This window comes from Salmonella sp. 5800, from assembly GCF_046558195.1.
GTDB lineage: Bacteria > Pseudomonadota > Gammaproteobacteria > Enterobacterales > Enterobacteriaceae > Salmonella > Salmonella enterica.
Map to the genome: position 1 here is coordinate 48,305 of NZ_JBGDOX010000012.1, position 20,938 is coordinate 69,242.

The 20,938-nt window shown below is 51.6% G+C and carries 20 protein-coding genes; 12 read left to right on the forward strand and 8 right to left on the reverse strand.

Annotated elements, in window-relative coordinates; translation table 11 throughout:
- Positions 1-42: 42 nt before the first annotated feature.
- Entirely contained in the window at positions 43-1,302 is a 1,260-nt protein-coding gene (gene rhaA / locus ACLJZ5_RS19185; protein ID WP_024798218.1) for an L-rhamnose isomerase, read from the reverse strand.
- Positions 1,299-2,768, reverse strand: coding sequence for a rhamnulokinase (gene rhaB / locus ACLJZ5_RS19190; protein ID WP_024798217.1), 1,470 nt, complete (start codon positions 2,766-2,768; stop codon positions 1,299-1,301). The genes rhaA and rhaB overlap by 4 nt, the downstream gene beginning before the upstream one ends.
- 287 nt (positions 2,769-3,055) lie before the next feature.
- Between rhaB and rhaS the strand changes: the two genes are divergently transcribed.
- On the forward strand, positions 3,056-3,892 hold the full coding sequence (gene rhaS / locus ACLJZ5_RS19195; RefSeq protein ID WP_024798216.1) for an HTH-type transcriptional activator RhaS: 837 nt from the start codon (positions 3,056-3,058) through the stop codon (positions 3,890-3,892).
- Positions 3,893-4,044: 152 nt separating this feature from the next.
- A complete protein-coding gene (gene rhaR, locus ACLJZ5_RS19200) occupies positions 4,045-4,893 on the forward strand; it encodes an HTH-type transcriptional activator RhaR (RefSeq protein ID WP_000013292.1) in 849 nt (282 codons plus the stop codon).
- Here rhaR and rhaT read toward each other — a convergent pair.
- Positions 4,890-5,924, reverse strand: coding sequence for an L-rhamnose/proton symporter RhaT (gene rhaT, locus ACLJZ5_RS19205; RefSeq protein WP_000063541.1), 1,035 nt, complete (start codon positions 5,922-5,924; stop codon positions 4,890-4,892). The genes rhaR and rhaT overlap by 4 nt on opposite strands.
- A gap of 618 nt (positions 5,925-6,542) precedes the next feature.
- Between rhaT and ACLJZ5_RS19210 the strand changes: the two genes are divergently transcribed.
- Positions 6,543-7,226, forward strand: a complete 684-nt coding sequence (locus ACLJZ5_RS19210; protein ID WP_077914075.1) for an oligogalacturonate-specific porin KdgM family protein — start codon at positions 6,543-6,545, stop codon at positions 7,224-7,226.
- Positions 7,227-7,383: 157 nt separating this feature from the next.
- Here the strand turns inward: ACLJZ5_RS19210 and ACLJZ5_RS19215 are convergent, their stop codons facing one another.
- Genes ACLJZ5_RS19215 through ACLJZ5_RS19225 form a run of 3 tightly spaced genes read right to left on the reverse strand, consistent with a single transcriptional unit; the run spans position 7,384 to position 10,201 of the window.
- The gene (locus tag ACLJZ5_RS19215; RefSeq protein WP_000566800.1) at positions 7,384-8,691 is read right to left on the reverse strand and encodes a TRAP transporter large permease; all 1,308 of its coding nucleotides are present in this window, start codon (positions 8,689-8,691) and stop codon (positions 7,384-7,386) included.
- Positions 8,684-9,199, reverse strand: coding sequence for a TRAP transporter small permease (locus ACLJZ5_RS19220; RefSeq protein ID WP_001091413.1), 516 nt, complete (start codon positions 9,197-9,199; stop codon positions 8,684-8,686). Before ACLJZ5_RS19220 ends, ACLJZ5_RS19215 begins: the two co-directional genes overlap by 8 nt.
- An 18-nt stretch (positions 9,200-9,217) precedes the next feature.
- Positions 9,218-10,201 carry a TRAP transporter substrate-binding protein gene (locus ACLJZ5_RS19225; protein ID WP_000812816.1) on the reverse strand — a complete coding sequence of 328 codons (984 nt, stop codon included), beginning with the start codon at positions 10,199-10,201 and terminating at the stop codon, positions 9,218-9,220.
- A gap of 328 nt (positions 10,202-10,529) precedes the next feature.
- On the opposite strand from ACLJZ5_RS19225, the gene sodA reads away from it, so the two are divergent.
- The 3 genes from sodA (at position 10,530) to ACLJZ5_RS19240 (ending at position 12,316) form a co-directional block, all read left to right on the forward strand.
- The gene (gene sodA / locus ACLJZ5_RS19230; RefSeq protein ID WP_000122632.1) at positions 10,530-11,150 is read left to right on the forward strand and encodes a superoxide dismutase [Mn]; all 621 of its coding nucleotides are present in this window, start codon (positions 10,530-10,532) and stop codon (positions 11,148-11,150) included.
- Between the two features lie 69 nt (positions 11,151-11,219).
- Positions 11,220-11,909: a 6-hydroxyaminopurine reductase gene (gene yiiM / locus ACLJZ5_RS19235; protein ID WP_000559227.1), complete on the forward strand. Its 690-nt coding sequence runs from the start codon at positions 11,220-11,222 to the stop codon at positions 11,907-11,909.
- Between the two features lie 11 nt (positions 11,910-11,920).
- The gene (locus tag ACLJZ5_RS19240; RefSeq protein WP_000133441.1) at positions 11,921-12,316 is read left to right on the forward strand and encodes a nuclear transport factor 2 family protein; all 396 of its coding nucleotides are present in this window, start codon (positions 11,921-11,923) and stop codon (positions 12,314-12,316) included.
- Between the two features lie 50 nt (positions 12,317-12,366).
- Here the strand turns inward: ACLJZ5_RS19240 and cpxA are convergent, their stop codons facing one another.
- Positions 12,367-13,740 (reverse strand): envelope stress sensor histidine kinase CpxA, encoded by a 1,374-nt coding sequence (gene cpxA, locus ACLJZ5_RS19245; RefSeq protein ID WP_000580402.1) that lies wholly within the window; start codon positions 13,738-13,740, stop codon positions 12,367-12,369.
- Complete coding sequence (cpxR, locus tag ACLJZ5_RS19250) at positions 13,737-14,435, reverse strand: envelope stress response regulator transcription factor CpxR (RefSeq protein ID WP_001033731.1); 699 nt, start codon at positions 14,433-14,435, stop codon at positions 13,737-13,739. The genes cpxA and cpxR overlap by 4 nt, the downstream gene beginning before the upstream one ends.
- A gap of 150 nt (positions 14,436-14,585) precedes the next feature.
- Here cpxR and cpxP point away from each other — a divergent pair, with 150 nt between their 5' ends.
- From cpxP to ACLJZ5_RS19280, 6 genes are all read left to right on the forward strand, one after another.
- A complete protein-coding gene (cpxP, locus tag ACLJZ5_RS19255) occupies positions 14,586-15,086 on the forward strand; it encodes a cell-envelope stress modulator CpxP (protein ID WP_001233463.1) in 501 nt (166 codons plus the stop codon).
- 147 nt (positions 15,087-15,233) lie between these two features.
- The gene (gene fieF, locus ACLJZ5_RS19260) at positions 15,234-16,136 is read left to right on the forward strand and encodes a CDF family cation-efflux transporter FieF (protein WP_001077321.1); all 903 of its coding nucleotides are present in this window, start codon (positions 15,234-15,236) and stop codon (positions 16,134-16,136) included.
- A gap of 184 nt (positions 16,137-16,320) precedes the next feature.
- Positions 16,321-17,283, forward strand: coding sequence for a 6-phosphofructokinase (pfkA, locus tag ACLJZ5_RS19265; RefSeq protein ID WP_000591793.1), 963 nt, complete (start codon positions 16,321-16,323; stop codon positions 17,281-17,283).
- A 203-nt stretch (positions 17,284-17,486) separates the two neighbouring features.
- On the forward strand, positions 17,487-18,476 hold the full coding sequence (locus tag ACLJZ5_RS19270) for a sulfate ABC transporter substrate-binding protein (RefSeq protein WP_024798214.1): 990 nt from the start codon (positions 17,487-17,489) through the stop codon (positions 18,474-18,476).
- A gap of 100 nt (positions 18,477-18,576) precedes the next feature.
- Complete coding sequence (locus ACLJZ5_RS19275; protein ID WP_000750756.1) at positions 18,577-19,332, forward strand: CDP-diacylglycerol diphosphatase; 756 nt, start codon at positions 18,577-18,579, stop codon at positions 19,330-19,332.
- A gap of 262 nt (positions 19,333-19,594) precedes the next feature.
- On the forward strand, positions 19,595-20,929 hold the full coding sequence (locus tag ACLJZ5_RS19280) for an MFS transporter (RefSeq protein WP_001609359.1): 1,335 nt from the start codon (positions 19,595-19,597) through the stop codon (positions 20,927-20,929).
- Positions 20,930-20,938 lie beyond the last annotated feature (9 nt).

Below are 20,938 nucleotides of genomic sequence, written 5' to 3' on the forward strand. Positions count from 1 at the left end.
CGACGCGGGCGTCTTATCCGGCCTACAGATCAGGTGTCGCTGTCAGCTACGTTTGCTCAGGATCTCTTTTTCGTAGGCGCGAACGCTGTCCAGCCACTGGCTGCCAGCCGGCGTGTCGTGACGCTGGCAATACATTTCCCAGACGGCCTGCCACGGCAGAGATTTTTGCTCTTCCAGCAGCGCCAGACGCGCGGTGTAATCGCCGCTGGCCTCAAGCTGACGCAGTTGATCTGTGGGTTCCAGCAGAGCGCGCAGCAGCGCTTTTTTCATGTTGCGGGTACCGATAACCCACGCGGCGACACGGTTGATAGAGGCGTCGAAGAAATCCAGACCGATATGCACACGGTCGAACAGGTTATGACGGACGATTTCGCTGGCAATTGCCTGGGTTTCATCGTCCAGGAGCACCACGTGGTCGCTATCCCAGCGTACCGGGCGGCTGACGTGCAGCAGCAGCCGTGGCACGTAGAGCATGGCGGCGGAAATTTTGTCGGAAATCACTTCAGTGGGATGGAAGTGGCCCGCATCCAGGCACAGAGCGGTCTGACGGCTGGTGGCGTAGCCCATGTAGAACTCATTGGAGCCGACGGTGTAGCTTTCCGCGCCGATGCCAAACAGTTTGCTCTCAACGGCGTCGATGTGGTGCGCCGGGTCGAATTTCTCGCTAATGACCTCATCCAGCGCTTCCAGCAGGCGCTGGCGCGGGGCTAAACGGTCGACGGTAATGTCTTTCATGCCGTCCGGAATCCAGATGTTCATCACCGACGGCGTACCGAGCTGCTCACCAAAGTATGCCGAGACGCGGCGGCTGGCTTTGCAGTGATCGATCCAGAACTGGCGAATTTTCGCGTCGGGATGAGAGAGGGTAAAACCGTCAGCGCTCAGTGGATGAGAAAAACAGGTGGGGTTGAAATCCAGCCCCAGCCGGTTCGCTTTCGCCCACTCCACCCAGTTTTTAAAATGCTCCGGTTTGATCTGGTCGCGGGCAACCGGCGCATCCGACTCAAGGTAAATGGCGTGCAGGTTCAGCCGTTTTGGTCCTGGGATCAGACGCAGCGCCTGTTCCAGATCGGCGCGCAGTTCGGTGGCGTTACGCGCTTTGCCCGGATAGTTGCCGGTTGACTGAATTCCGCCCGTCAACGAACCTTCCGGGTTCTCGAATCCGGCAACATCGTCGCCCTGCCAGCAGTGCATGGAAACCGGCAGGCGATCGAGCTGGCGCAGCGCCTCCTCGACATCAATACCTACTGCGGCGAAACGTTGTTTTGCCAGTTCCCAGGCTTGTTCCAGTTGAGTGGTCATGCGCAAAGCTCCTTTGTCTGTCGTTTGGGTTGAAACTGCGCAACGTGGCGGGCAATTTCACTATCAGGATTAGGGATATAGGTTGTCAGGTCGTAGTTAGCGCTGACGACCTGACGGAAGTCATCGACGTTGTTTAATTCGTCGAGGGTCATAAGCTGAATACCAATATTGCCAAGGGTGGAGGCTTCAACCGGCCCGGCCATCACGCGAATACCACATGCATCGGCGCACAACTGGTTGAGTAGCGCGTTTTGGCAGCCGCCGCCGACAATATGCAGTTGGGTAAATTTTTCGCCGCGCAGATTTGCCAGTTCGTGCAAAATGTCGGCATACAACAGCGCCAGACTGTCGAAAATGCAGCGCGCCAGTTCGGCATCGCTGACGGGAACGGGCTGGTCGGTCTCGCGACAGGCGGCCTGGATTTCGGCGCTCATATCGTCAGGATTGATAAAGCGATCGTCATTCGGGTTAATCAGGAAACGGCAGGCCGGCAGCGCTTCTGTTTGGGCGATAAGCGCAGGCAGATCGGTAATGCGCCGTTCTTTCAGCACACGCTGGAGCAGCCACAAACCCATAATGTTTTTTAGTACCCGATAACGCCCTTCCGCGCCGCCTTCGTTGGTGATATTGGCAGCCAGCGCCTCGTCAGTGGTGTAGGGCATTTTGCTTTCAAAACCCATCAACGACCAGGTGCCTGAAGACAGGTAAGCGCTATGTTTATTTGCCAGCGGAGAGGCAATAACGGCGCTGGCGGTATCGTGGCTGGCGACGGCTACCACCGGAATACGGTTGCCCTGCGGGCAAATCCAGTCGCCGATAACATTGCCAGGGTGCGAGGGGCGACCGAACCAGCTCTTTTTCGCGCCAGTCCATGTCAGCAGGGTCTCGTCCCAGTCATCGGTATTGATATTGACCAACTGGGTGGTCGTGGCGTTGGTGTATTCCCAGTTCATTTCACCGGTCAGGCGGTAGCTGAAATAATCGGGCATCAGCAGCGCATGAGCGACCTGCGCTGTTAACTCAGGCTGTTGTTTCGTCAGCGCGCGTAGCTGATAGATGGTGTTAAACGGCAGAAACTGAATCCCGCTGCGGCGATAGATTTCGCTTTTGCCGATCTGGACCAGCGCTTGCGACATGATGCCCGTGGTACGGTTATCGCGGTAGGAGACCGGCAGGCCGACACGCTGACCTTGTTTATCCAGCAGGACATAATCGACGCCCCAGGTGTCGATGCCGATGCTGTCGATAAGAATGCCTTCATTGCAGACTTTCTTCAGACCAAGACGGATATCCTTTTCCAGACTGTCGATGTCCCAGGTGTCAAACCCGTCTGTTTTTTGTAGGCAGTTCACAAAACGGTGAATTTCACGTAGCGTCAGGGTACGGTGTTTGCTGTCGTAACGCGCCAGCATCACGCGCCCGCTGGATGCGCCGAGATCAACCGCGACACAATGGCGAAAAGTCATAATCAGGTCCTTCTTAGAGTCATTGCGCACAGTCTAAAAAAGCCCTCAAAGACCTACCTTCTCGTTACTGACAGGAAAATGAGCCGCTGGCAACAAGGCAAAGATGAACGTGATAGCGTTCACAGTTTCTACTAATAGGCCGGTGTGATGTCGTCCGCATTTCCCGCTTTTTCCCGCCTTTTCTTGAAAAAAAGACCATGTTTGCGCGCTTTAGCGTCAAAAATTTAAGGTGAGGCCGATAGCCCTTAATTACTATTCGGACATGTTGAATTCAGGAGGAAGCAACCATGACCGTACTGCATAGCGTGGATTTTTTTCCATCAGGTAAAGCGCCCGTGGCGATTGAACCCCGTCTGCCGCAAGCCGCTTTCCCTGAACATCATCATGATTTTCATGAAATCGTGATTGTGGAACACGGTACGGGCATTCATGTACTCAACGGGCAGCCGTATACCATCAGCGGCGGTACCGTGTGTTTTGTTCGCGATCACGACCGGCATTTATATGAACATACCGACAACCTATGCCTGACGAATGTACTGTGGCGTTCGCCGGACGCTTTCCAATTCCTGGCGGGGCTGGATCAATTGCTGCCGCAGGAGCAGGATGGTTACTATCCTTCGCACTGGCGGGTGAATCAGAGTGTGTTGCAGCAGGTGCGCCAGTTGGTCGGTCTGATGGAGCGCGCCGGAGACAGCATGGATGCGCCTGCGGTGGCGAATCGCGAAATTTTGTTTATGCAACTACTGGTGTTGTTACGCCGCAGTAGCCTGATGGAAGGCGCGACCAATAACGACGCCAAACTCAACCAACTGATGGCATGGCTGGAAGACCATTTTGCGGAGGAGGTCTGCTGGGAGGCGGTAGCTGAACAGTTTTCGCTGTCGCTACGCACGCTGCATCGTCAGCTTAAACAGCATACCGGGCTGACGCCGCAACGTTACCTTAATCGCCTGCGTTTGATCAAAGCCCGGCATTTATTACGCCATAGCGATCATAGCGTGACAGAAATCGCGTACCGCTGCGGTTTTGGCGACAGTAACCACTTTTCGACTCTGTTTCGCCGAGAATTTAACTGGTCGCCGCGGGATATCCGTCAGGGACGCGATGCGATAATCCAGTAACGCGAACGCTATCAACGTTTTCGTCGCCAATATGCTGATAATTATACCCTTTAATACCGGATGGCGGCTGCGCCTTACCTGGCCTACGGCGGCGAGCGGTAGACAGAATAAGCGTAGCGCCATCCGGCAAGCATTCAACATGAGGTGCTGCGGTGGCAAATCAGTTAATCCTTTTGAAAAAAGATTTTTTTACTGATGAGCAGCAGGCCGTTACGGTTGCCGATCGCTATCCACAGGATGTTTTTGCGGAACATACGCATGAGTTTTGTGAACTGGTGATGGTCTGGCGGGGCAATGGCCTACACGTTCTTAATGAGCGCCCATACAGAATTACCCGCGGCGATCTGTTTTACATTCGTGCTGAAGACAAACACTCCTATACCTCCGTTAACGATCTGGTGCTGCAAAATATCATTTACTGCCCGGAGCGTTTGAAACTCAATGTAAACTGGCAGGCGATGATTCCCGGCTTTCAGGGAGCGCAGTGGCATCCTCACTGGCGGCTGGGCAGTATGGGAATGAATCAGGCGCGGCAGGTCATTAACCAGCTTGAACATGAGAGTAATGGGCGCGATCCGCTGGCGAATGAGATGGCGGAATTGCTGTTTGGTCAACTGGTGATGACGTTAAAACGGCATCGCTACGCGACCGACGATCTTCCGGCAACCTCCAGAGAAACCCTGTTGGATAAATTAATTACCGCTTTGGCTAATAGCCTTGAGCGTCCCTTTGCGCTGGATGCGTTTTGCCAGCAGGAACAATGCAGCGAACGGGTGCTGCGGCAGCAGTTTCGCGCCCAAACCGGGATGACGATTAATCAATATTTACGCCAGGTCCGTATTTGCCACGCGCAGTATCTGCTTCAGCATAGCCCGCTGATGATTAGCGAGATTTCGATGCAGTGCGGTTTTGAAGATAGTAATTATTTTTCAGTGGTGTTCACGCGGGAAACCGGGATGACGCCGAGCCAATGGCGTCATCTCAGTAATCAAAGCGATTAACTGGCCATGCCTAAACCGACAATATTCGCCGCGATAATAATTACCACGCAGCCGAGGCTTAATACGGCAACGGGACGGCGGCCAGCATTTTTCCACTCTTTTAGCACCAGACCGACAAGCCCCCCGCACAGCACATAGAAGCTCATGTGCAGCATCCAGCTCATGTAGTCATATTGCGCGGGAATGCGCGCGTGACCCCAGGCATAAAAAAAGAACTGTAAATACCACATCAGACCGCCAAGCGCGGACAGCAGAATATTGCTGATAATCAACGGTCTTGCCAGCGAGAAGTCGGCTTTTATCGACAGATTTTGCACTTTTGCCAGGCGGATAAAACAGAAACCGAGGTTCACCAGCGCGCCGCCGCCCATAATCACCACGTAACTCGGCAGCGCGACATAGAGCGGGTCAACGCCAAGCGCGGCAGCAGCTTCATGCATCGGTTTCGCGGCGTTCATGGCAAAAGACATCCCCGCCGAGAAAATACCGCACATCACTGCCAGCAGAAGCCCTTTCTTCAGATTGAACTCCTCCGCTTTAATGCCCATTTTGCGTTCTTTTAACTGTCCGGCGCGCGTCACAATCCCGACGCCGATCAGCGCGACAAAAACGCCAAGTAGCGTCATGCGTCCCCCTTCGGTATGGATTAACACATCGAAGTTACCGTTGATGATAGGCGTCATCAGCGTGCCGACGATAAGCGTAATGCCGATAGCGATGCCGATACCCATCGACATCCCGAGATAACGCATGGTCAGACCGTAGTTAATATTGCCGATGCCCCACATGGCGCCGAACAGAAAAACCGGTAAAAGGGTGGAGAGGTTAAACTGTCCATAATAGGCCCAGAAATCAGGCAGTAACAGAGCGCTAATTGTCCACGGCAGAATAAGCCAGGAGACGATGCCGCCCACTGACCACATGGTTTCCCATGACCACTGTTTCACTTGCTTGAACGGAGCATAGAAGCAGGCTGCACTGGCCGCCCCTATCAAATGCCAGAAAATACCCATCGTAATCGCGTTACTCATGACATGTTCCTCATTATTTTTTATGGACGGGATACCCCTTCCGTTTGCATGAGTTTAAAAATTACGCCGCCTGGTAACCTTATAACGATTGCCGCCGTTGGGTGTATTCTGGCAATCAGCACGTTAATGAAGTGATTAACTTCACGTTTTAAAAAAGTCGGAGCGCATCATGACCGTCTGGATGTTATTTAAATCAGTGGGTAATATTGGTTTTCTAAAATACCTTCATCATAACGACACGAAACGACTTAGCTGGCAACAATGCAAAGAAAACACTGCGTGAGATCACATAATGGGAATAGTCTGACTTACCGTTTGATAAAAGGGTAGTTATACAGTAATTATTTAGTTGTTTTATTTGTATTTACAATTTAAATATATTGAAATTAACGTTAGGAATCAATGAAATATAAATATAGGGAAATCCCTATATTGGCTTTGTTGATGGTGTTTTGATTTTTATGTTATATGGCGAATATAAATTTCATTTATTTTATTTTGCTTTTTGAACATTATCCCAATTTTAAATTAAAGATCTTTGCCTATATTGTCGCCATTCACATTGCGTATTATGGTTGTAACGGCCTGACATAAAACAACGTTTTAATTTTAAATTAAATGGATTCTGTTATGAGAAAATCTCTTTTCTTACTATTACCTCTTGTTGTAACAAATGCGCATGCAGTATATGTTGATGTTCGTCATGAATATCTTGATGATAGTAAAGCTAACTATGACCGTGCGTATATTTCTCATCGGTTTGCGAATGGTGTTGGTTTTGCGATAGAAGCTATCTCAAAATCAGGCGGGGATGACACCAATAAAGCGTTTAATGACCTGGAAACACAGGGTAACGAATATACGATAAGCTACCAATTTAAAATCGGTGATGTCGCCTGGCAACCGGGTTTTGTGCTGGAAACAGGCAACGGTTACTCTACCTATAAGCCTTACTTCCGCGCGACGTGGACATTAAATGAAAGCTGGTGGGTTGGCGCGCGCTATCGTTTTGAATATGTACGCCGTTCTTCTGATATCCGTGATGATGATACCATCAATCGTATGGATGTCTGGGCGGGTTATAAATGGAACAACTTTGACTGGACAATCGAAGGAATTTATAAGAAAGCTGATAAATATGATCTTTACGATGGCGGCAAAGATAACTATGAATATAACTTCAGAACTGCCTATATTATTGATCAATGGTCGCCATTCGTTGAGGTAGGTAATGTTTCCGTCAATAGCAACAGCGATGAAAGACAAACCCGTTTCCGCGTGGGTATAGGCTACACATTCTAATCATTATCCCTGTTTATTATTTATTCCCTTTTCCGGCTACTTTATAGGTAGCCGGTTTTTTTTACCTGGTGATGACCTGCGGATAATTATTATCGCGCGTTGGCCGGATAAGACGCGAATCGCCATCCGGCAACGAGATGCGCAGGAAACTATGCGCTTACATGATGCCCAGTAGACGGGGTAAAAACAGTGTGATTTCCGGAATGTAGGTAATTAATAACAGAACGCCGATAATCGCGCCGTAAAAAGGCAGCAACGGTTTAATCACTTCCTCAACTTTGACCTTACCGACGCTCGCCCCGACATATAAACCACTGCCAACTGGCGGCGTAATGGTGCCAATCGCCAGGTTATAGATCATGATAATGCCGAAATGCACCGGATCGACGCCCAGTTTAGCCATGATCGGCAGCAGAATTGGCGTAAAAATCAGAATGGCCGGACCGATATCCATAAATGCGCCGATAATCAACAAAAAAACGGTAATGACTAACAGGATAACCAGTTTATTGGCGGAAATACCGAGGATCATATCGCTCAGCGCCGCAGGAATATTGGTGATCGACATCGAGAAGGACATCGCCGAAGAGGTTGCCAGCAGGAACATGATGACCCCGGTCATTACCACTGTCTGGAGCAAAATCGAAGGCAAATCCTTAATTTTCAGCGTGCGGTAAAACACCATCGTCAGCAATAACGTATACACCACGGCAATCGCGGAGGCTTCAATGGCGGTGAAAATCCCCTGCACAATGCCGCCGACAATAATCACGATCAGCAGCAGGCTGGGAATGGCCTCAACGGCAACTTTTAGCGCCATGCCTTTTTGGACGGTGAAGAAAACCCGATAATTTCGACGCTTAGCGACCACCAGCGTGACCAGCATACAGCCAACGCCCCACAGCACTCCCGCGACCAGACCGCCAGCGAACAGAGCGGCAATCGATGTTCCCCCGCTTGCCAGCGCATAAAGGATAAAAGCCGTGGTGGGTGGAATTAACATTCCCGTCGGCGCGGAGGCGATATTCACCGCGGCCGCAAAGCCGCGATCGTAACCTTCGCGCGCGCTCATCGGCACCATCACGCCGCCGATAGAGGTTGAGGCGGCAATTGCCGATCCGGAAATTGCACCGAACATCATATTGCCGACGATGTTGGTGTAAGAGAGCGAGCCGGGCAGTTTGCCAGTAAACAGTTTGGCAAAATTGACCAGTCGGGCGGCAATTCCCCCGCTATTCATGATCACCCCGGACAAAACGAAGAACGGCACGGCCAGCAAGGCAAAACTGTCCAGGCTGGAGAACATTTTTTGCGCGGTGGCGAACATCGAAATATCGAAAGGCAGTACCAGCATCATGGTGCTGAAAGAGGCGATAACGATGCAGATCCCGATAGGCGCGCCCATGGCCAGTAAAACAACAAAGACGGCAATTAGCGTACAGGACGCAAAAATAGGGTCAATCATGTGATTTCTCCAGAGTGTGCTCAGTGGTATCCGTGGCGGAATGGATAGCTTTCAGGGCGTCAACGATATTTAGCAGCCCATAGAGGATGATCAGTACGCCCGCGCAGGGGAGCGCGTAATAAATTTTCCCCATCGGAATGCCCAGCGCAGGGGAGATTTGCAGCATAGAAATCGCAGAAATCTTTAAGCCGCCGATAATCAATACCCAAATGGAAAACGCGATAAAGATGACCTGCAGAATAATATCCCACCAGCCGCGAATCGTCGGCGACACCTTATCCAGTAAGAGAGTCAGGCTGATATGCTGTTTCTGACCGGCGACAAAAGCCATGCCCAGCATTGATACCCACACCAGGAGAAATCGCAGCATCTCTTCGGTAAGGGTGCTGGGAACGCCCAGAATGTAGCGGCTCACCACCTGCCAGCAGGCGATGCCAACCATTATCGCCAGCACCAGGCAACAGATAGCGCCCAGCAATAAATCAAGTCCTTTTCTGAATGTGTTCATCTTAATTTCCTGATTAGATTAATTTTTTGCTGTCTGGATACGTTGATACAGCCCGTAAAGCCGCGGCTTGTTTTTCAGACCGTCGTAAATAGGCTGTACTGCCTTCTGGAAGGGCTTTTTGTCGATCTCGTAGAATTCAACGTTGAAATCTTTTACCGCCGCCAGCCTGGTTTTCTCTATTTCCTTGTCCCATGCGGCTTTCTCAAATTCGATCGACGCCTTGATGGCGGCTTCGACGATGCGCTGCTGTTCCGGCGTCAGCTTTTCCAGCGTGAGGGTACTCATTAGCAGGATATCGGGAATGCGGGTGTGCATATCGTAGGTGTAATAACGGGCGACTTCGCCGTGGCGGGCGATGGTGAGAGCGAACTCATTGTTTTCCGCGCCGTCGAGAATGCCTTGTTGTAACGAGGTATAGACCTCCGCCTGGCTCATGGCGATAGGCGAAGCGCCCAGCAGTTTGAGAGTTTGGATCGCCGTCTCACTCTGCATGACGCGGATCTTCTTCCCGCGTAAATCCTCAATGCGTTTAACCGGCGCTTTGCTCATATAAAAATTACGCGCGCCGGAATCATACCAGCCTACGCCGACAAACCCCTGTGCGGCGGTGGACTGATAAACAGGCTCCATCACCTGTGGGTTATCCATTACGCGGTAGTATTCATCGACGGTGGCAAACAGGTAGGGAAGTGAGAACACGCCGTACTCAGGCGAAAAACTCTCCATTAGCCCGGACGACACTTTAGTGATGTCGACGACGCCGACCTGCGTCAACTCCACCAGTTCGCGCTCGCCGCCAAGCTGTCCGTCCGGGAAGTACTGTACTTTGATATCGCCGCCCGTTTTCTCTTCAACTTGCTGCCCCAGGAAGTGCAACGCATCTTTTACCGGCTGGCTATTTTCAGCGTAGGCCAGGCGCAAAATGGTTTCGCCGTGGGAGAAGAAAGAGAGTGTGGAGAGTAAGGCCAACGTAGCCAGACGTATAAAACCAGGTTGCTTCATAATTCCCTCGCAATTGTAATAATTTACCGGGAATGTAATTGCATGGTGAAATTATAACCTTCTTGATTTTGCCACCGATGACAAAATTTGGCACCAAAAGAAAGATTTTGAAACCCTGTTTCACATTTCATGATTTCCAGGAATTCATCAACAGACGGTTTCGGTTGGAGGCGTAAAAAACGGTTTTTTTCAGCGGATGCCGTAACGTTTATAACCCTGGAAAAAGTACGGCATTGATAATCATTTTCAATATCATTTAATTAACTATAATGAACCAACTGCTTACGCGGCGTTAACACTGTGCCGCTCGACAATAATGGAGATGATTATGAGTTATACACTGCCATCCCTGCCGTACGCTTATGATGCACTGGAACCGCACTTCGATAAGCAGACGATGGAGATTCACCACACCAAACACCATCAAACCTATGTCAACAACGCTAACGCGGCGCTGGAAAACCTGCCTGAGTTTGCTGACCTGCCGGTTGAAGAACTGATTACTAAACTGGACCAGGTGCCAGCGGACAAAAAAACCGTGCTGCGTAACAACGCGGGCGGCCACGCTAACCACAGCCTGTTCTGGAAAGGGCTGAAAAAAGGCACCACTCTGCAGGGCGATCTGAAAGCGGCTATCGAGCGTGACTTCGGTTCCGTTGACAACTTCAAAGCTGAATTCGAAAAAGCAGCAGCAACCCGTTTCGGCTCCGGCTGGGCGTGGCTGGTGCTGAAAGGCGACAAACTGGCTGTGGTTTCTACCGCAAACCAGGATTCCCCGCTGATGGGTGAAGCCATTTCCGGCGCTTCCGGCTTCCCGATCCTGGGTCTGGACGTGTGGGAACACGCTTACTACCTGAAATTCCAGAACCGCCGCCCGGACTACATCAAAGAGTTCTGGAACGTGGTGAACTGGGACGAAGCAGCAGCGCGTTTCGCCGCTAAAAAATAATTTGCATTGCACGTCTGTAGAAGCGAGTCTGATGACTCGCTTTTTTTGTATCCGCGTAAGGAGCAGCAGATGCATTATCCGGTTGACGTGTTTATTGGCAAAATTCGTGACTATGACGGCAGCCGCCCGAGCGCTATCGCCAAGGTGCAAATCGACGGCGAACTTATGCTGACCGAGCTGGGTCTGGCAGGCGATCAGCAGGCCGAAAAGAAAATCCATGGCGGCCCCGACCGCGCGCTATGCCATTACCCCCGCGAACACTATGCTGATTGGATTCGCCAGTTCCCCGAGCAGGCGACGCTGTTTTGCGCCCCGGCGTTTGGCGAGAATCTGTCGACGGACGGAATGACCGAATACAACGTGTTTATTGGCGACATCTACCGCTGGGGCGAGGCGTTGATCCAGGTCACTCAGCCGCGCTCTCCATGCTTTAAACTTAATTTCCACTTTGCCATCAGCGACATGGCCCTCCTTATGCAGAACAGCGGAAAAACCGGCTGGCTGTATCGGGTCATTGCGCCAGGTAAAGTCTCCAGCGATGCGCCGCTGGAACTGGCGTCGCGTCTGAGCGATGTCTCGGTTCATGAAGCGGGTGTTATCGCCTGGTCTATGCCGTTTGATGACGAACAATATCATCGGCTGCTGAGCGCCGCCGGGCTGTCGGCGAGCTGGAGCCGTACCATGCAGAAGCGTCGTTTGAGCGGCAAAATTGAAGATAGCGCCAGACGGCTGTGGGGTGATAAAACTCCGCCAAAATGAAAGGAAGGGTTATGACTGAAGCTGAAAATGCGGTGGCGATTGTAAAAGAATTTTTGGTGGCCTCGATGATTCCTGATGCTGAACGCGCCGCAACGTATATGCACCCGGAGGTGAAAATTACCTTCACCGGAGGCCGGGCGATGGCGGGCGCGGCAGATATCGCGCAGTTTAACGGCGCTCGCTACAAGTGGGTGAAGAAGGCGCTGGGCGAGTTTGATGCGGTGCAGCATGATGATTACGTTGTGATTTATTCCAACGGTACGTTGTATGGCGAATGGCCCGACGGTCGCCCGTTTGCCGATAACCGCTTTATCGACCGCTTCGAAGTGCGCGATGGCAAAATTACCCGGATGGACGTGTGGAATGACAGCGCCGAGTGGATTTTAGCGCCAGACATTTCCCGGTAAATCTCGACGGCGAGATAAAAAATCGGCCTGCATTCGCAGGCCGATGGTTTTTAGGTTCGCTTGTACAGCGGTAGCCACAGCGTGAGCCGCAACCCGCCGAGCGGGCTATCGTCAGCCTTAACCCAGCCGCGGTGCTGCTGCATGGCGCTTTCGACAATCGCCAGACCCAGGCCAGTACCACCGGATTCACGGTCGCGCGCCTCATCAGTGCGATAGAACGGACGGAAGATCTGCTCGCGGTCTTCAGGGCTGACGCCCGGCCCGTCGTCATCGACCGTGATCGTAATACCGTCTTTATCCACCGAGAAGCCGACTTCAATCTTCGTATGTGAATAGCGCAGCGCATTACGAACAATATTTTCCAGCGCGCTTTCCAGCGCGTTTGGGTTGCCATAGAGCGGCCACGGCCCCGGCGGATAATTTACCGTTAACGACTTGCCCATCTGTTCGGCTTCAAAGGCGGCGTTATCCAGCACTTCGCCCCATAGCTGATTGGCTTTCATCGTTTCGCTGACCAGCGCGTTTTTCTGTTGGTTACGCGACATCACCAGCAGGTCATTGATCATGCTGTCCAGACGCTGCGCTTCGGTTTCAATACGCTCCAGCTCTTTGCTTTCGCCGCCACGACGACGCAGCAGCGCGGTACCCAGTTGCAGGCGCGTAAGGGGCGTTCGCAGCTCATGGGAGATGTCTGACAGCAAACGCTGCTGCGAGGTCATCATCCGTTCCAGCGCCGTCACCATCTGGTTAAAACTGGCGCCAGCGGCGAGGAACTCCTGCGGACCCGCCTCCAGCTCCGGATGCTGACGCAGGTTGCCTTGCGCCACTTCATCAGCCGCGTTTTTCAACTTACGCGCCGGTTTCGCCAGACTCCATGCCAGCCATAGTAAGAGCGGCGAACTGACCAGCATCGTGACAATGAGCAACAGGAGCGGGCGGTCAAACAGCAGATTAATAAAATCGGATTGCGAACTGCTGGCCGGTCGAATCAGGTAAAGCTGGTAATTATCCTCTCCGTCGCGAACGGAGAACGGCCCCACCATCTCTACGCGGCCATATTTTTTCTTCTGCGGATGATCGGCGTTATCCGCCTGACCAATGAAGTTACGAATGATCTGCATTTCGCTGCGTTCAGCGCCGATCACGCGTCCTTCAGAGGTCACCAGTAATAACCGCTGTCCAGGCGGCGCCCACTTATCGATCGCGCGGAACAGGCGACGCCACCACATCAGGTCGTTGGGTGGATCGTTCGCAAGTTCAGCTTCTACATGTTGCTCTATCATCAATCCCTGGCGCTGCTCGCTGTCCAGCAGCTCGGTCATCTGGCGTGAATCGAGCTTGGGCAACATCAGTACCAGCATTAGCACCAGCGCCAGCGTCAACCAGAAGATGGCGAAGATGCGCGCGGTTAAACTTCCTATCATGAAGCGGAAACCATCAGATAGCCGCGACCACGCAATGTTTTAAACCACGGGTGACCGTCTTTGCGTTCCGGCAGTTTGCGGCGCAGGTTAGAAATATGCATATCAATAGCGCGATCGAACGGCGTCAGGCGCTTGCCCAGCACTTCCTGACTTAAATGTTCACGGGAAACCACCTGGCCGAGGTGTTGCGCCAGCAAATAGAGCAGGGTGAACTCCGTACCGGTCAGCTCCAGCGTTTGGCCATCGAAACTGGCTTCCTGGCGGCCCGGATTAAGGCTTAGCGCATCGACTTCCAGCGTCGGCGAGCCGTTGTCGCTGCTCTGCTGCTGTTCGCTCCAGTGGGAACGGCGCAAAATAGCCCTGATGCGCGCTACCAGCTCGCGGTCGTTAAACGGTTTGGGCAAATAGTCGTCCGCGCCCAGCTCAAGGCCGAGAACGCGATCCAGCTCGCTGCCGCGCGCGGTCAGCATAATGACAGGCGTCTGGTGTGTCTGGCGAAGCGCTTTCAACGTATCGATACCGTTTTTCTTCGGCATCATGACGTCAAGCAAAAGTAAATCGATGCTGTCATCCAAAAGCTCAAGCGCCTGCTCGCCGTCGTGGGCCACCAGGACATTAAAACCTTCCATTTCGAGGAGCTCTTTTAACAGGGAAGTCAGCTCTCGGTCATCATCAACTAACAGGATTTTATTCATTGTTTACGTACCTCCGAGGCAGAAATTACGTCATCAGGCGTCGCTAATCCATGACTTTACGTTGTTTTACACCCCCTGACGCATGTTTGCAGCCCGAATCGTAAACTGTCTCTCGTTGAATCGCGACAGAAAAGATTTTGGGAGCAAGCGATGCGCAAAGTTACCGCTGCTGTTATGGCCTCAACGCTGGCATTCAGTTTTTTAAGCCACGCAGCTGAAGTTGTTACAAGCGATAACTGGCACCCCGGTGACGGGGCCACGCAGCGTAGCGCGCAAAATCATATGTTTGACGGCATAAGTTTAACCGAACATCAGCGTCAGCAGATGCGAGATCTTATGCAACAGGCAAGGCACGAACAGCCTCCTGTTAATGTTAGCGAAATGGAGACAATGCATCGGCTTGTCACCGCAGAAAAATTTGATGAAAGCGCTGTGCGCGCTCAGGCAGAAAAAATGGCGCAAGAGCAGGTTGCCCGCCAGGTCGAAATGGCCCGCGTGCGTAACCAGATGTATCGCCTGTTAACGCCGGAGCAGCAAGCGGTTTTGAATGAAAAGCATCAGCAACGAATGGAGCAACTGCGCGACGTGGCGCAATGGCAAAAAAGTTCATCGTTGAAATTATTGAGTAGTAGCAACTCACGTTCCCAGTAACAACCCTGTTTTCCTTGCCATAGACACCATCCCTGTCTTCCCCCACATGATGTGGGGGTTTTTTTTGTCTCTAATTTGTCATTCTGTTATTAGCTTACTGTTTTAAACCATCCGTTATACTACCGGCAGAAGATAGCGGGAGTATTTATGAATCAAACCTATGGACGGCTGGTTAGCCGGGCGGCTATCGCGGCAACGGCGATGGCATCAGCGTTACTTTTGATCAAAATTTTTGCGTGGTGGTATACGGGATCGGTGAGTATTCTGGCGGCGTTGGTGGACTCGCTGGTGGATATTGCCGCGTCATTGACGAATTTGTTGGTCGTGCGTTATTCGCTGCAACCCGCAGATGATGAACATACGTTTGGTCACGGTAAAGCGGAGTCGCTGGCGGCGCTGGCGCAAAGTATGTTTATTTCCGGTTCGGCGTTGTTTCTGTTTTTGACCAGTATCCAGAATCTGATTAAGCCGACGCCAATGAACGACCCCGGCGTGGGGATTGGCGTTACCGTCATCGCTCTGATATGCACTATTATACTGGTCACGTTTCAGCGCTGGGTGGTACGCAAGACCCAAAGTCAGGCGGTACGGGCGGATATGCTTCATTATCAGTCTGATGTTATGATGAACGGAGCGATTCTTATCGCGCTTGGGTTATCCTGGTACGGTTGGCATCGTGCGGATGCCCTGTTTGCGTTAGGTATCGGCATCTATATTTTGTATAGCGCGTTACGTATGGGGTATGAGGCGGTGCAGTCATTATTGGATCGCGCGCTGCCCGATGCGGAACGACAGGAAATTATTGATATCGTGACGTCATGGCCGGGAGTCAGCGGCGCGCACGATCTCCGCACGCGGCAGTCAGGGCCGACTCGCTTTATTCAGATTCATTTGGAAATGGAAGATAATCTGCCGCTCGTTCAGGCGCATTTTGTGGCTGACCAGGTAGAGCAGGCGATTTTGCGGCGTTTTCCGGGTTCAGATGTCATTATTCATCAGGATCCCTGTTCAGTCGTCCCCAGGGAAGGCAGGAAGTTCGAGCTTGTATAATTGATTGTTAAAAAGTGAGCCAGGCCAGCATTTTGTGTATAAATTACCGCCATTTGGCCTGACCTGAATCAATTCAGCAGGAAGGGATTGTTATACTATCTGTATATTCGTTGGATCGTTTCGAAGTGCGAAATCGGCTTCCGGCAATAGATTTCATTTTGCATTCCAAAGTTCAGAGGTAGTCATGATTAAGAAAATCGGTGTGTTGACAAGCGGCGGTGATGCGCCGGGCATGAACGCGGCAATCCGCGGTGTTGTGCGCGCAGCGTTGACGGAAGGGCTGGAAGTCATGGGCATTTATGACGGCTATCTGGGCCTGTATGAAGATCGTATGGTGCAACTTGACCGTTACAGCGTATCTGACATGATCAACCGTGGCGGTACTTTCCTCGGTTCCGCCCGTTTCCCGGAATTCCGTGACGAAAATATTCGCGCTGTCGCGATCGAAAACCTGAAAAAACGCGGTATCGATGCGCTGGTAGTTATTGGCGGCGACGGTTCTTATATGGGTGCAAAACGTCTGACTGAAATGGGATTCCCGTGCATCGGTCTGCCAGGCACTATCGATAACGACATCAAAGGCACCGACTACACTATCGGCTACTTCACTGCTCTCGGCACTGTAGTGGAAGCGATTGACCGTCTGCGTGACACCTCCTCTTCTCACCAGCGTATCTCTATCGTTGAGGTGATGGGTCGTTATTGCGGCGACCTGACGTTGGCGGCGGCTATTGCTGGTGGCTGTGAGTTTATCGTGGTGCCGGAAGTTGAATTTAATCGCGAAGATCTGGTGGCCGAAATCAAAGCCGGGATCGCGAAAGGGAAAAAACACGCTATCGTCGCTATTACTGAGCATATGTGCGATGTTGACGAGCTGGCGCACTTTATTGAAAAAGAAACGGGCCGTGAAACGCGTGCGACGGTGCTCGGCCACATTCAGCGTGGTGGTTCCCCGGTACCTTACGATCGCATTCTGGCTTCCCGTATGGGCGCGTATGCTATTGACCTGCTGCTGGAAGGCCATGGCGGTCGTTGTGTCGGTATCCAGAACGAGCAGCTTGTTCATCATGACATCATCGATGCGATTGAAAACATGAAGCGTCCGTTCAAAAGCGACTGGATGGAGTGCGCGAAAAAACTGTACTGATTGTTTTTGCGCGCCTGATGGCGCTACGCTTATCAGGCCTACAGGTTGCAGAAACGTGTAGGCCGGATTAGGCGCTAGCCGCCATCCGGCAATCCCTCAGATTTATTCCTTGAAGTTATAGCCAATCTTTTTTTATTCTTTAATGTTTGGATCTCTTTCTGGCACGCTTTGCTCATCACAACACAACATAAGCGAGTCGGGCGATGAAAAAGTGGGGCGTGGGGTTCACATTATTGCTGGCGTCAACCAGCATTCTGGCAAAGGATATTCAGTTACTTAACGTATCGTATGATCCAACGCGTGAGCTGTACGAGCAGTACAACAAAGCGTTTAGCGCGCACTGGAAGCAGGAAACCGGCGACAACGTCGTGATCCGCCAATCGCACGGCGGTTCGGGTAAACAGGCGACTTCCGTTATTAACGGCATTGAAGCCGATGTCGTGACGCTGGCGCTGGCTTACGATGTGGACGCTATTGCTGAACGTGGTCGTATCGATAAAAACTGGATTAAGCGTCTGCCGGATAACTCAGCACCTTACACCTCCACCATCGTTTTCCTGGTCCGTAAAGGCAATCCAAAACAAATTCATGACTGGAACGATCTGATTAAACCGGGCGTGTCCGTTATTACGCCAAACCCGAAAAGCTCTGGCGGCGCACGCTGGAACTATCTGGCGGCATGGGGCTACGCCCTGCACCACAACAATAACGATCAGGCCAAAGCGCAGGACTTTGTCAAAGCCCTGTTTAAAAACGTTGAAGTGCTGGACTCCGGTGCGCGTGGCTCAACCAATACTTTCGTTGAACGCGGTATCGGTGATGTGCTGATCGCCTGGGAAAACGAAGCGCTACTGGCGACGAATGAACTGGGTAAAGATAAATTCGAGATAGTGACCCCGAGTGAATCTATTCTCGCAGAGCCGACCGTTTCCGTGGTCGACAAAGTGGTGGAAAAGAAAGGCACCAAAGCGGTAGCGGAAGCGTATCTCAAGTATCTCTACTCGCCGGAAGGGCAGGAGATAGCAGCGAAAAACTTCTACCGTCCGCGCGATGCTGACGTGGTGAAAAAATACGACGATGCGTTTCCGAAGCTGAAGCTTTTCACCATTGACGAGGTGTTTGGCGGCTGGGCGAAGGCGCAAAAAGATCACTTCGCTAATGGTGGTACGTTCGACCAAATCAGCAAACGCTAAACCGTTTATAAACCCGGTAACGTATTATGTTACCGGGTTTTTTCTTTGCCACAATTTTGCGTTACTCTTCCCCGTCTATGGGTCACAGGGAACGCATAACATGAAAAAAACAGGTTACTTTTTACTGGCGGTGATAGTGATTGTTGCCGCGGCGGGCGTCGGTTACTGGAAATTTTCCGGCAATCCTGATGCATTACGGGAAATCGTGCTTGAACAATGCCTGCCCGATCAGTTACAGCATCAAAATCCAGCGCCTTGCGCGGAAGTCAAACCTCGCGCCGGCTATGTCGTCTTTAAAGATCGTCACGGTCCGTTGCAATATTTATTGATGCCCACCTACCGTATCAACGGTACAGAAAGCCCGCTATTGCTGGAACCCGCTACGCCCAACTTTTTCTGGCTGGCCTGGCAGGCTCGCGGCTATATGAGTAAAAAATACGGGCATGATATTCCGGATAGCGCGGTCTCGCTGGCGATTAATTCGCGGCTTGGTCGTTCACAGGACCATTTGCATATCCATATTTCTTGCATCCGTCCTGACGTTCGGGAACAACTGGATAACGATCTCACGCGTATCAGCACTCGCTGGCTTCCGCTACCGGGCGACCTGATGGGGCATGAATACCTGGCGCGCCGGGTAACCGAGAGCGAACTGGCGCAGCGTAGTCCGTTTATGATGCTGGCGGAAGAGGTGCCGGAAGCGCGCGATCATATGGGACGCTATGCGCTGGCGGTGGTACGCCAAAGCGATGGCTCTTTTGTCCTGCTGGCGACCGAGCGTAATTTACTGACCTTCAATCGCGCATCGGCGGAAGAAATTCAGGACCATAGTTGCGCCATTTTGTCTTCCCGCTGATTTTCGTTACACCCCCTGCTCATTATCTTATTGATTCTTATCCCGGTTTAAAACCGGGGTAAGGTCGTGTCTATAAAAATATGTGAAACCGATCAAAAGATATAAAGGTATACCTTTATATCTTTTGATGGTTAGTTACACTCTCTTCATAGCCTCCATAGATTGTCTGGTGGATGGCTTATATAAAAACGTTTTTATTTCATGTAGTGACATCATTAATTGTTCACCAGATTTGCGCTGTTAAGCGTAAAGGAATATCAACATGAAACTTTCTATCGTGGAAAAAATCGGCTTCGGCGCGGGAGATATGGCGATAAACGTTGTGATTATCGCCATGCAGCTGCTCCTCGCCTATTTCTATACCGATATCTACGGCCTGAGCGCCGCTGATGTTGGCGTACTGTTTGTGGTTGTGCGGATGATTGATGCCATTATCGATCCGGCCATGGGGGTTCTGACCGATAAACTGAATACGCGCTGGGGACGTTACCGCCCGTGGCTGCTGTGGTTTGCCATTCCTTTTGGTTTCGCCGTGTATTTGATGTTTATTACGCCTGACATGGCTTATATGGCCAAGCTGGCGTGGGCCTATGGCACCTATATTCTTATGACCCTGGTCTATACCGCGATCACTATTCCCTATATTTCGATGATTGGCGTCATTACCAGCGATCCCGTCGAACGGTTAAGCGCCAACGGCTATCGTTTTGTGATGACCAAGATTGCCGCTTTCCTGGTGACTATCGTCGTACCGATGCTTGCCGTCTGGCTGGGGCAGGGCAACAAGGCGCTGGGTTACCAGTTTTCGATGGGGCTGATGGGGGCGATGGGCGCCTTGCTGTTTATCTTCTGTTTTCTTACCACGCGTGAACGCAGCGAGCCGGAAATTACCTCGCTATCGGTGGGGAAACAGTTTAAATATCTGTTACGTAACGATCAGTGGATTATTCTCGGCGTTGTTATTCTGCTGCTGATGTGCGGTTATGTTATTCGCGGTTCCGTTGCCGCTTATTACGCTAAGTATTATCTGAACGGCGGAGATAGCCTGATTTCACCCTTCCTGACTACCGGCGTCGTTGCCTCTATTTTAGCGATGATCGCCACCACCTGGATAACCAAGTTCTGGGACAAAATTAAGATGTTCCGCTACACCCAGATTATTACCTTTGTCCTGAGCGCGCTGATGTATTTCTCCGTCGGGCGTGAAAACCTTGTCCTGGCGTTTGCGTTCTATTTTCTTATTAATTTCTTCTGCGATATGCAAATGCCGGTGTTCTGGTCCTCTATCGCCGAAGCGGTGGATTACGGAGAAAAGAAAACCGGTCTGCGCGTTTCCGGGTTGGCGTTTGGCGGCATCCTCTTCTTCCAAAAGTTTGGGATGGGGATCGCGGGCGGGATACTCGGATTCCTGCTGAGCCACTTTGGCTATCAGGCCGATGTTGAACAGACCGCACGTTCGCTCACCGGTATTGCGCTGATGATGACGCTCATTCCTGCTCTGTTCCACCTTGCGGTTGGACTGCTTATGAAAAAGTATCTGATTAACAACGAATATTATCGTGATATTCAGCTTGCCCTGGCGCAGAAACAGGCATAAGGAGGCGCA